This window comes from Olleya sp. HaHaR_3_96 (genome assembly GCF_019278545.1).
Lineage (GTDB): Bacteria > Bacteroidota > Bacteroidia > Flavobacteriales > Flavobacteriaceae > Olleya.
Genome location: NZ_CP058987.1, coordinates 1671280 through 1684090, shown reverse-complemented (window position 1 = coordinate 1684090; position 12811 = coordinate 1671280). Strand labels below are relative to the sequence as shown.

The 12811-nt window shown below is 32.6% G+C and carries 7 protein-coding genes; 2 read left to right on the top strand and 5 right to left on the bottom strand.

Annotation, left to right across the window (positions count from 1 at the left end; translation table 11 throughout):
- The first annotated feature begins 104 nt into the window (after positions 1 to 104).
- Complete coding sequence (locus tag H0I26_RS07250) at positions 105 to 1286, top strand: MFS transporter (RefSeq protein WP_218701640.1); 1182 nt, start codon at positions 105 to 107, stop codon at positions 1284 to 1286.
- Positions 1287 to 1316: 30 nt separating this feature from the next.
- On the opposite strand, the gene H0I26_RS07245 is transcribed toward H0I26_RS07250, so the two are convergent.
- Both H0I26_RS07245 and H0I26_RS07240 read right to left on the bottom strand, forming a co-directional pair.
- Positions 1317 to 2672 (bottom strand): UDP-N-acetylmuramate--L-alanine ligase, encoded by a 1356-nt coding sequence (locus H0I26_RS07245; protein WP_218701639.1) that lies wholly within the window; start codon positions 2670 to 2672, stop codon positions 1317 to 1319.
- Positions 2673 to 2825: 153 nt separating this feature from the next.
- Positions 2826 to 3770 (bottom strand): tetratricopeptide repeat protein, encoded by a 945-nt coding sequence (locus H0I26_RS07240; protein ID WP_218701638.1) that lies wholly within the window; start codon positions 3768 to 3770, stop codon positions 2826 to 2828.
- A 262-nt stretch (positions 3771 to 4032) separates the two neighbouring features.
- On the opposite strand from H0I26_RS07240, the gene H0I26_RS07235 reads away from it, so the two are divergent.
- On the top strand, positions 4033 to 10602 hold the full coding sequence (locus tag H0I26_RS07235) for an MG2 domain-containing protein (protein WP_218701637.1): 6570 nt from the start codon (positions 4033 to 4035) through the stop codon (positions 10600 to 10602).
- Between the two features lie 11 nt (positions 10603 to 10613).
- Here H0I26_RS07235 and H0I26_RS07230 read toward each other — a convergent pair whose 3' ends face one another.
- From H0I26_RS07230 to H0I26_RS07220, 3 genes are read right to left on the bottom strand one after another with little or no spacing between them, the layout of a single operon-like run.
- Complete coding sequence (locus H0I26_RS07230) at positions 10614 to 11342, bottom strand: LytR/AlgR family response regulator transcription factor (RefSeq protein WP_218701636.1); 729 nt, start codon at positions 11340 to 11342, stop codon at positions 10614 to 10616.
- Positions 11339 to 12403, bottom strand: a complete 1065-nt coding sequence (locus H0I26_RS07225; protein ID WP_218701635.1) for a sensor histidine kinase — start codon at positions 12401 to 12403, stop codon at positions 11339 to 11341. Before H0I26_RS07225 ends, H0I26_RS07230 begins: the two co-directional genes overlap by 4 nt.
- Before the next feature lie 5 nt (positions 12404 to 12408).
- The gene (locus tag H0I26_RS07220; RefSeq protein WP_218701634.1) at positions 12409 to 12810 is read right to left on the bottom strand and encodes a hypothetical protein; all 402 of its coding nucleotides are present in this window, start codon (positions 12808 to 12810) and stop codon (positions 12409 to 12411) included.
- Between the last annotated feature and the right edge of the window lies 1 nt (position 12811).

The following is a 12811-nucleotide window of genomic DNA, read 5'->3' as shown; positions in this document are numbered from 1 at the left end:
AAGCAACTTGAATCCGTCCTCAAATTTTCGTTAAAAAACCTTTACTTTAACTTGGTTTAACAAACCCACTTTATATTTGCATTAAACACAATCCTGTAATAGCATTGAAACACTCAAAAATAATACTTCCCGTAATTGTCCTCTCTCAATTTTGTTGTACTTCGCTTTGGTTTGCTGGTAATGGCGTTATAAATGAGCTTGTTTTAAATTTTGATCTTAACGAAAGTGCTTTAGGGCATTTAACCTCAGCAGTCCAATTTGGATTTATTATTGGCACATTACTTTTTGCTATTTTAACCATTGCAGATCGGTTTTCGCCTTCAAAAGTCTTTTTTATAAGTGCTTTACTTGGCGCCTTTTTTAACCTGTGTATCATTTGGGATAGCAATAGTCTGATAAGCTTACTTACACTTCGGTTTTTGACTGGTTTTTTTCTTGCTGGAATTTACCCTGTAGGAATGAAAATTGCAACGGACTATTACAACAAAGGTCTTGGCAAATCACTTGGCTTTTTAGTGGGCGCCTTAGTGTTGGGTACCGCTTTCCCACATCTACTAAAAGACCTCACGACTACCTATCCTTGGAAATCCGTATTAATCACAACATCTGCATTAGCCGTTTTTGGAGGCATAGCATTATTAGCATTAGTGCCTGATGGACCTTTTCGAAAACCTAGCCAAAACACCAATTTAAGTGCCTTTTTTAACGTTTTTCAAAAACGAGATTTTAGAGCTGCTGCTTTTGGGTATTTTGGTCACATGTGGGAATTATATACTTTTTGGGTATTTGTACCCCTAATATTAAAACAATACACCATTATAAACGCAGACGTCACCTTTAACATCCCTTTATTATCCTTTATAATTATAGGACTAGGAGGATTAGCCTGTATCTTTAGTGGATATATAGCACAAATGATAGGCACAAAAAAAACAGCGTTTATCGTGCTGCTTTTATCGTGTCTCTGTTGTTTAATATCTCCTTTAGTGTTTACTACAACTTCGGAAATATTTCTTATTGGTTTTCTTATATTTTGGGGAATGGTAGTGGTTGCTGATTCGCCCTTACTATCTACTTTAGTAGCTCAAAATGCAAGCTCTGAATTAAAAGGAACTGCACTTACCATAGTTAACTGTCTTGGGTTTACTATTACCATAATTAGTATTCAGGTTATGACTTCCTTAGTTGAGTTATCCAACTCCAACAGTATCTATTTTATACTGGCTTTAGGACCTCTATTAGGTTTGATTGCTTTGGGACGTAAACAAAAAACGACTATATTATAATAATTCACAGTAGTCTATTCTAATTGAACACTACCCAATCAACTCCTTTACCTCATCAAAATCTAATCCGCCATAATTTCCACTACTCATTAATAACAAAGCTTTATTATCAAATTTTTGAGAGAATAGATAGTTTTTAAAATCTTCAGGATTGGTGTAAATAATTAAATCTTCACGTTGGAAAGCATCCGCTATTTGTTGTTCAGAAACTGAATCTAGTTTTTTAATTTCTACTGCATGCGGACTATAAAAGACAACTGCAACATCTGCTGCATCTAAAGCGCCTTTATATTCTTTTAAAAACTCAGCATTTAAGCTACTATACGTGTGCAGTTCTAGACAAGCCACTAACGTACGATTTTCATATTGCTCCTTAACCGCATTTGTTGTTGCTTTAACCTTACTTGGCGAATGTGCAAAATCCTTGTAAGCCACACTCGTTTTACTTTCCGCAATTTTTTCTAAACGTTTGCTAGCTCCTTTAAAAGTAGAGATAGCTTCATAAAAATCGTCTTCGTCAATTCCCATATGTTGGCAAATCCACTTGGCGCCTGCTAAATTGTTTAAATTATGTTTTCCAAATACTTCAATAGGCATTGGACCTTCTGGAGTTTCTAACAGTGTTTCACCATTATCAACAGTATATTCTGGTGTATTATAAGCAATCTTACGGATTGGGTTTTCTGAAGCTTCAACCACACGTTTTACCTCCGCATCTTCTTCGTTATAATTAATACTTCCGCCTTTAACAATGCTATCTACAAATATGCTAAACTGCTCTACATAGTTTTCATACGTTGGAAACACATTAATATGGTCCCAAGCAATTCCGCTTAACAATGCAATATTTGGTTTATATAAATGAAATTTTGGCCGTCTATCAATAGGACTACTTAGATACTCGTCCCCCTCTAAAACTATAAAATCGTTATCATCGGTTAGTTTAACCATAACATCAAACCCTTCTAGTTGTGCACCAACCATATAATCAACATCACGATCATGATAATGCATCACATGTAATATCATTGATGTAATAGTTGTTTTACCATGACTTCCACCAATGACAACTCTAGTTTTATGCTTAGATTGTTCGTATAAAAACTCAGGATAGCTATAAATTTTCAAGCCTAATTCTTGCGCTTTTAACAACTCAGGATTATCAGCTTTAGCATGCATCCCTAAAACAATAGCATCCAAATTAGCAGTGATCTTTTCAGGAAACCAACCAAATGTTTCAGGTAGTAATCCTTTAACTTCAAGTCTTGATTTTGAAGGTTCAAAAATAGTATCGTCACTTCCTGTAACTTGATATCCTTTGTTATGTAATGCTAATGCTAAATTGTGCATGGCACTTCCACCAATTGCTATAAAATGTACGTTCATAGAGTTTTTATAAATAAAAAGTAAAGATAAGTATTGGATTTAATTTTGACATGGATTTGACCAATAAATAAGTCAAATATCACAAGAACACCAAGGGTTTCTATTAGAATGAAAAACTACTAATTGATAATACAAAACGACTGTGACTGACCACTAAATATCGTCTTTAAAATCTTGAAACACGTCAATATTTGGCAATTCAGCTATAGCTGAATTAATACATGTTAACGCCTTATTTATATCACTTTTATGTTTGTAGATTTGTGCTAAACGATAATTGGCCCATGCTTTTGGCACACCATCTTTAGCTGAATAATTATCAATATATTTTACCAGACAACGCTCCCCTTTATCCAATTGTACATTATAATCTGCACAAACTTTTCCTATTTGGTAATTTAAGCCATTACGCTGATGCTTTACCCCGGAAGACTCAATAGCACCAATAGCTTTGTCTGGCTGATTTTCTTTTTCATATAAAGCAACCAATTTATCATAACACGTTATAGAACCGCCTACTTTAATGGCTTTTAGGTAATACGCTTCTGCTAATTCTGGTTCATCATCATATTCATAAATATAACCTTTAGCCAAATAACCATCTACTTTAGATAAATTTTCTAACTGATTAGCATACTTTAAAGACGTCTTTTTGCTTCCTCCAATAATACCTGGTAACTGCATATACAACTCCACTAAAGCCCAACGTGCCTCAATATGACTTGCATCCAATTCTGCAGCCTTTAAAAAAGACGATTTTACATCTCCGATAATTCCTAAAGCAGATATTTTATTAACCGATAAGGCTTTCATCCCTAAAGCACCACCAACTTTGTAGTGATAATTTGCAGACTTTGGCTTAGCTGCAATAAGCTTTTTATATTCTGTCGCTGCTTCATCCCATTTTTTTTGATGCCCATACGCATCACCAAGTAACTCTATAGCTTGTAAATTATCTTCATGATAAGTGACGTAGGCTATCAATTCTTTTTCAGCTTTAGCAAACTGCTTATTAGCAATATAGGTTTGTCCTTTTTCTATGGAAGTCTGTGCAAAAATAGTAACAGGAAATAATAAAGCGATTAAAAATGTTTTCATGTGTTTATAGATCTTGTTATTATAAGTTACTGGTTGTTGGCTATTAATGATTGTATTATACGATAAATTATTTGTCATACTCATTTTATAGTGAATAATAAAGGTTAACAAAAATAGCATTCTCTTGGTATTGTTTTTGTTTAAATTGTTAAATATTATTTAACTTTAAATTTATACCACGTCACTCACTCAAACGTTTACTTTACGCATTTATGTTTTAGCGGACCTAAAAACCAAAGTATCTTGTTTAAAAATTAATAAAATGAAGCACATACCAACATATATAATGATTTTACTATTTGCAACCTCCTATTCTCAAACCAACAAGTATTCCAAACTTTGGTCCGAAGTGGAAACGCATGAAATTAATGGTTTACCAAAAAGTGCATTAGATATTCTCACGACTATCGAGACTAAAGCTGTTGCTGAAAATAACACAGAGCAACGCATAAAAGTTTTACTATTTAAAAGCAAATTTGCTTTGTTACTAGAGGAAGATGCGCAATTGAGTATAGTCAATAATTTTAAAGCTGAAATCGCTAAAAGTCAAGCACCAACTAAAAATGTGTTAGAAAATATGTTAGCGACTTTGTATTGGCAATATTTTCAGCAAAATAGATATCAGTTTTACAACCGTACCAAAACGGAAGACAAAGCAGATGCTATTGATTTTAGAACTTGGGACTTGGAAACCTTATTCTCCGAAATCCAAACACTTTATGACCGCTCGTTACGCAATGGATTAATTTTACAACAAACGGACACTAGCCAATTTAGTGCTATTATTACCAAAGGGAAAGATTCTGAAGTTTACAGACCAACGTTATTCGATTTTTTAAATCATAATGCTTTAACTTTTTATAAAACATCTGAAAACAGAATCATACAACCAGCTTATAAATTTGTAATTGACAATGCCGACTATTTAACGGACTCAAACACCTTTTCTAGAACAACTATTACCTCAAAAGATTCGACATCATTACAATTACAAGCTTTAAAAATCTATCAGAATTTAATTAAATTTCATTTAAAAGATAAAAACCCATACGCTTTAACCGAAGTTAATATAGACCGTTTAGAGTATGTATACAACCATGCGACTTTAAACAATAAAGAGACTATCTATTTAAACACACTTAAAGCTGCAGCTGAAAAATACAAAACACACCAAGTCTCTGCACTTTACAATTTTAAAATAGCAACAGTATACACTGTACAAGGTAATCGTTATAATAAAAAGACTAATCCAGAGGTTCAATATAAAATCAAGGAAGCGTTAACATTAAGCAAACAAGTTATTACCGACTTTCCAGATAGTAAAGGGGCTAGTTTATGCAAAATTTTACAGTCACAAATAGTACAGCCCTCATTAAATATTACTGCCGAACAGTTTGTACCAGTCAATACGCATTCGCGCTTTCTAATTAGTTATAAAAACATCCAAAATTTAACCTTTCAAGCTTTTAAACTAACTAGAAAACAACGTGATGCTTTTTCAAAACTGTACAAAGAAGACGAAAAAACAACATTTATTACCAAACTTAAAGTTGAAAAAACATGGGATTCAAATTTAAAAAGCGAATCCGATTACCAAAAACACACAACAGAAACGTTAGTCCCAAAATTAGAAAATGGTCTATATTTAATTGTTGGAAAATCCAAGAACCTAAGAGACAACTTTTTCGCAACCACATTAACACAAGTAACAAACATTGCTATTGTGGATTTTGAAGATCAAAATCAAGAATTCTACCAAGTTATTGATCGTAATAATGGACAACCTTTAACAAATATCAAAGTAGAGATTGAACATATCAGCCGTAATGAAGTCGCAAAAACCACAAGCCAAACAACAAATGCAGAAGGTCTTATTACATTAAACAAAGGCACAAATTACAACCGTAACAATGTTAACCTTACTATTAAGACAAAATCAGACACTGGTTATTTTGGCAATTATTATATTAATAATTACTACAAAAATCGCGCTAATAACGATGCTAATTATCAAGCTTTTATTTTTACAGACCGTAGTATTTACAGACCATCACAACCCGTTTATTTTAAAGCCATCGCTTTAAAAAACAAAAACAATAAAACGGAAGTTATTACTAACAAAAAAGTAACCGTAGTATTATACAATGTTAATGGCGAAAAAGTAAGTGATTTAGACCTTGTAACTAATGCGTTTGGTTCCATTTCTGGGGAATTTATGTTACCAAACGATGGACTGACGGGTAATTATAGCATTACTATTAGTGATAATAAGATTTATGGAAACACTAGTCTTTCTGTTGAAGAATATAAGCGTCCTAAATTCGAAACTAATTTTAATCCCATTACCGAAACTTTAAAGGTTAACGATAGTATTACTGTAAAAGGAGAAGCTATCGCATTTGCTGGAAGTAAAATCACGGATGCCAAAGTAGTATATCGCGTGGTTAGAAACGTACAATACCCTGCATGGTATAGATGGTATAGACCAAATTACAATAGTGACACGCAAGAAATTACACATGGCGAAACGACTACAGATGCAGAAGGCAATTACGATATCGTTTTTAAAGCAATACCTGATGAAAAAGTAGATAAATCGGGCTTACCTATTTTTAGTTATGAAGTCACTGCAGATGTCACAGATATTAACGGAGAAACGAGAAGCACCTCAACTATTGTAAAAGTGGGATACCATGCTTTAACAGCCGCTATTGGTATTAGTCCCGTTATTGATAAATCTAAAAAAGATAATCAAATTACTATTACAACACAAAATCTAAATGGTCAATTTGTAGCCGCAAAAGGCACTTTAAAAATTTATAAATTACAAGCTCCAAACACGGTCTTAAGAACACGTCCTTGGACGGCTCCAGATTATCCTGGTTTTACAGAAGGTGCTTTTAAAGACTACTTTCCCCACGACGCTTACACTAATGAAGATAATCCAGAACATTGGAAAAAAGGCGATTTAGTATTAAGTAAAACCTTTGATACCGAGAAATCTAAAACTATTGATTTAAAAAATATTAAAAAATGGTTATCGGGTGCTTATTTTATTGAGCTAAACACAAAAGATAAGTTTGGTCAAGATGTGAAAGATGAAGTTAAAACAACCTTATATTCTGATAAAGACAAAACATTAGCAGACCAACAATTATTATCTGTAACTGCTGACAAAACCAGTTATCAGATTGGTGATAACCTGATACTAACTTTAGCAAGTGCCGCAAAAGATGTTACTGTTACGGTAAGTCTAGAACGTGAGTTTCAAATCAAAAAAAATTATGTTATTCAATTAAATAACAATAAAAAGACCATAAGTATTCCTATTGAAAAAAACGATTTAGGAGGTTTTGGGATCCATTACAGTACAGCAGCTTTTAATAGCTATGAAGGCGGTAGTATGACTATAAATGTACCCTACCCGAAAACAGAATTAGAGATTGAAACCTTAACTTTTAGAGATAAACTACAACCAGGAACAGATGAAACTTGGTGTTTTAAAATAAAAGGCACTAAAGGCGAAAAAATAGCATCCGAAGTATTAGCGAGTATGTACGATGCGTCTTTAGATCAATTCAAACCACACAATTGGAACTACTCCAACTTTACACCAAGAAGCTACTACGCATCTTACAGACATGGTAATGGCAATAGTTTTGCAACCACCACTTTTAACATTACTAATCCTTATTCTTTTGAGCGTTATATTAACTTAAAAAGCTTTGATCAATTTAATTGGTTTGGATTTACTATTAATAATAACCGTTGGGTGTACAATCAGTATTTAAATAAACTTAGAATTGATCGCGTTGTAACGTCCTATGATAGTACAATTAAAAAAGGATTTGTGGCAGGAACTGTTAACGACGAAAATGGAGTACCACTTCCTAGTGCTACAATACAAATAAAAGGAACGGATACGGGAACAAGTGCGGACTTTGATGGAAAGTATACAATCAAAGTAAAAAAAGGAGATGTATTAACTTTTAATTATGTCGGTTACACTTCTTTAGAAAAAACTGTTGAATCTGATAATGTTATTAATATCTCTCTTAATCCAAATAGCAAATTAGAAGAGGTTGTAGTGACTGGTTATGGTTCTACATTAAAAAGGAAATCTTCTAGACCAAATGCTAGTTTGGCACAAACACTGGAAGGTCAAGTTTCAGGATTAAATATTAACTCAAATCAAGCTGATTCCGAGGATGACTCTACAGAAATCAACTTAAGAGGTGTTAGTAGTTTAAATGGTGAATCAAAACCTCTCTTTATAGTCGATGGTGTTGCTTTATCAGAAGCAGAGTTTAGAGCTTTAAACTCCGACCAAATCACAAGTGTTTCTGTTTTAAAAGATGCTTCTTCTACTGCCATATACGGAAGTAAAGGCGCTAACGGAGTGGTAATAATAACTACAAAAAACGGGAAGAAAGAAGAATTTTCACAAGTAAAAGCAAGAACCAATTTACAAGAAACTGCGTTTTTCTTTCCGCAATTAGCCACAGATACAGAAGGGAATGTATCTTTTAATTTTACAACTCCTGAAGCTTTGACTAGATGGAATCTTAATTTGTTTGCTCATGATAAGCAAGGTAATTATGCTAAAAAAACCATGCAAACAGTCACGCAAAAAGACTTGATGGTGTTACCTAATGCACCACGTTTTTTACGTCAAGGAGATCAAATTCAGATTAGTACAAAAATATCTAACCTTACTGCAAAAGATTTAAGTGGTACGGCAGTGCTTCAGTTGTTTGATGCATTGACGGGGAAATCTATAGATTCGGAATTAGCCAATACTTTAAACCAGCAATCCTTTTCCGCGAAAGCGAAAGGCAACACACAAGTCACATGGACGTTGTCTATTCCTGATAATGTAAGTGCGGTACAATATAAAATACTAGCTAAATCAGGCGATTTTAGTGATGGTGAACAAAACGCTTTACCCGTTTTAACTAACCGCATGTTAGTAACAGAAACCTTACCCATGTGGATTAGAAGTAACGAGAGCAGAACTTTTACTTTAGACAAATTAAAGACTAACACCTCTACCACTTTAAAGCACCATAAATTAACCTTAGAAATGACTAGCAATCCTGCTTGGTATGCAGTACAAGCGTTACCATACTTAATGGAATATCCGTATGAATGTAATGAGCAAACGTTTAGTAGATTTTACGCTAATGCCTTAGCAAGTCATATTGTAAATAGCAATCCACGTATTAAAGAGGTGTTTAGCCAATGGAAAAATACAGATGCGTTATTAAGTAACCTTGAAAAAAATCAAGATTTGAAATCCATTTTAATTCAGGAAACACCATGGCTACGTGATGCACAATCGGAAACGGAACAGAAAAAACGTATCGCATTGTTATTTGATTTAAATAAAATGAATAGCGAGTTAAAACGTGCCAAGAAAAAACTACGTAACAACCAAATGAGCAATGGTGGTTGGTCTTGGTTTGGAGATTACCGCGTTAACCGCTACATCACACAACATATTATTACAGGTTTTGGACATCTTAAAAAACTAAATGTGGTTAGTGATAAAGATGAAGACATTACGGACATGGTTGAAAATGCTTTAGATTATTTAGATGCTGCATTTGAAAAAGAATATAACGACTTAACAAAGTATACTAATGACGTGGATTATACCAAAGATCATTTAAGTTATACGCAATTACATTATTTATATATGCGTAGCTTTTTTCCGGAATACAAGTTATCTAAAAAACAACAAGACATACACCAATATTACTTGTCACAGATTAGAAATTACTGGCTAAAACGTCCTTTATATGCCAAAGGAATGATGGCACTAATTATGAATAGAAACGAGGACAAAACAACGTCTAATGCTATTTTAAAATCTGTAAAAGAAAACAGTATTACGTCTGACGAGTTAGGTATGTACTGGAAAGAAAACACCAATTCTTACTACTGGTATCAAGCGTCTATTGAAACACAAGCCTTAATGATTGAAGCTTTTGCTGAAATAGATCTAACAAGTACTGATGCCAAACTGAGCACAGTCGAAGCACAAGCAGAGAAAACAAAAACTATTGACAATCTTAAAATCTGGTTACTTAAAAATAAGCAGACCAACCGATGGAAAACAACTAAAGCCACTACAGATGTGGTGTATGCCTTATTATTGCAAGGTAATGACTGGTTAAGTGTTACAGATATGGTAGATGTGGTTTTAGGTGGCGAAAAAATAACACCTGCGACTTTAGAAGATGTTAAAGTAGAAGCTGGAACAGGTTACTACAAAACGTCATGGTCTGGAGCTGATATTACACCAAAAATGGCTGATGTAAAGCTGACTAAAAAAGGAGATGGTATTGCTTGGGGAAGTTTATACTGGCAATATTTTGAAGATTTAGATAAAATAACTTCTGCAGAAACACCTTTAAAACTGAAAAAGCAATTGTATTTAAAAACCAATACAGATACCGGTGAGGTTATTACTGCAATCACTAAAGACAGCAAACTTAAGGTTGGCGATTTAGTGAGAGTCCGTATAGAGTTAAGAAGTGATCGTGCTATGGAATTTGTACACATGAAAGATATGCGTGCTGCTGGTTTAGAACCTGTAAATGTATTAAGTAAATATAAGTATCAAGATGGTTTAGGATATTACGAAGCCACTAAGGATGCGTCAACAAATTTCTTTTTTGACTATTTACCAAAAGGTATTTATGTTTTTGAATATGATTTACGTGTTAACAACGCTGGTAATATGAGTAATGGTGTAACAACCATACAAAGTATGTATGCACCAGAATTTAGTAGTCATAGTGAAGGTGTTCGTATTGAGGTAGAATAATTAATAAGCCATCAAAAACTTAACTGATCTTTAAATATATAGGACTGTCTTCTTGAGATTTCAATTTCTTCTCCAGAATTCAGTTCTATTTTTAATTTTCCATTAAACCAAGAGACTACTTTTTTAACGTGATTGATATTTATAATCTGTTGTCTATTGGCTCTAAAAAAGATATCTGAAGGTAATTTCTCTTCTATTTGAGCAAGCGATTTATAAATTAATGGGGTGTTACCATTAAAAAAGACTCGGGTGTAATTACCAACAATTTCAAATAACGAGATATCCTGGACTTTTACCAACCAACATTTTTCGCCATCCTTGATAAAAATCTTTTTATCCAAGCTCAAGCCGACTTCTTTGGTTTCTGTTTTTGGAGTGTCATGACGTTGTTCTAAGGCTTTTGTTATTGTTGCAGAAAAGCGTTTTTGATTGATGGGTTTTAATAAATAATCAAACGCATTATACTCAAACGACTTAATAGCATATTCGTCAAAAGCGGTTGTAAAAATAGTAGTTGGTACTTCGTCTAGCATTTCTAAAAGCTCAAACCCGTCTTTTTCGGGCATATTAATATCTAAAAAAAGTAAGTCTGGATTAGTTTCATTTATAAGCTTAAACCCCTCGTCTACGTTTTCAGCTTCGCCAATAAGCTCTATTTCCTTATGTGCTTTTAAAAGCTCTTTTAACTCATTTCTAGCCAATCTAGAATCTTCAACAATAACTGCTTTTAATATTTTCATAGTAATGGCATTTTAATAGTGGCAACCACTTGATTATCTATTTCTACAATATTAAACATGGCTAAAGCACCATATAATAACTTAAGACGTTGCTTAATATTTTTTAGTCCCAATTGTGTTGAGTTTTGAGCAACATTTAACACTCCCGAATTTGAAACTATTATATTTAATTGATCCTCTTCTATTTTTGTAATTAAACATACTTGACCACCTTTTTTTAAATTTGAAATACCGTGTTTTAATGCATTCTCAACTAACATTTGTATAATCATTGGTGGAATTTTACAACTTAAAGTATTAGAGTCTAAATCTGTAGTAAATTGTAAACGGTCTTCAAATTGAATTTTGGATATTGCCACATAATTTTCAACCATTTCTAATTCATCCTCTAGAGCAATTGCATTAACTTCGCTTTTAGTTAAAGAGTACCTTAAGGTTTCTGATAAATTAGTTAACATAACTCTAGCCTTATTAACATCTTCCAACATTAATCCACGAATATTATTTAAACTATTAAACATAAAATGTGGGTTAATTTGTCCTTTTAATGTATTGAGCTGAGACTCCTTCAAATTAGCTTCTAAAGCTAACCTGGCCTCTCTACTTTTATTTAATTGCATCAATCCTTTTATGGCGACATAAAAAACGGTCCACACAATAAAATACAAACCATAGTTAATAAACACAATTATATTATTTTTTAAATTTTGAGACTCATGTGATAAAACATCTGACCTATCATAAAGATAATTGTATACTAAATAATTGTACAGTAAAAAAGTAACATAAAATAGGCTTGTAAAAACAAATAATAACCAAAGAACATTAAAACCATCTATTAGCTTTAAGTTGTCAAACTTAACAAACCTATTTAATGCTTGTTTTAGTAAATGACTTGTAATTACAGTTAACACCATAATTACAGAAAAATCCAGTATTAATTGCCATAGTTGTAACTCTAACTGATTACCTCCAAACCAATAAGAAAAAGCTACAAGAACACTTAATAATGTCCAGACTATAATTTGTATTGACCAATAATAAATTGTTTTTTTAGACATCTTTTTTATAGGTTACAATTATTAATATTAAATATTTGTGCATCACTATCTGAAATTAAAACTTTAAATGCAATAGTCAAATCCAAACATAAATTTTGTTTTTTTAACGCATTTAAAATATCTTGTTTTAAATGGTCTAAAGATTGATATTTACAATTAGCCAATTGCAATGAAAATGTTTTGGCTCTTTTTTTAGACTTTAAATCCTTAATAAGATCTGTGTTACTTATGTTTTCTTTTAAAGCTGAAACTTGACATTCACAACTATTTTCAACTACAGTCTTTAAAATAGCTGAATCGTAGCCATGGTGCATACCTAATAAAAAAGGAATTAAAGCTATAATGCCACTTATCAAAATAGACAAAACAATTAAAATCATAATAGCCTTTTTTATTTTAAAACTCATA

Coding starts and splice junctions, on each gene's coding strand:
- H0I26_RS07240 (WP_218701638.1), bottom strand. CDS start 3,770: ATGAAAACATTTTTAATCGCTTTATTATTTCCTGTTACTATTTTTGCA.
- H0I26_RS07220 (WP_218701634.1), bottom strand. CDS start 12,810: ATGAGTTTTAAAATAAAAAAGGCTATTATGATTTTAATTGTTTTGTCT.
- H0I26_RS07225 (WP_218701635.1), bottom strand. CDS start 12,403: ATGTCTAAAAAAACAATTTATTATTGGTCAATACAAATTATAGTCTGG.
- H0I26_RS07235 (WP_218701637.1), top strand. CDS start 4,033: ATGAAGCACATACCAACATATATAATGATTTTACTATTTGCAACCTCC.
- H0I26_RS07230 (WP_218701636.1), bottom strand. CDS start 11,342: ATGAAAATATTAAAAGCAGTTATTGTTGAAGATTCTAGATTGGCTAGA.
- H0I26_RS07245 (WP_218701639.1), bottom strand. CDS start 2,672: ATGAACGTACATTTTATAGCAATTGGTGGAAGTGCCATGCACAATTTA.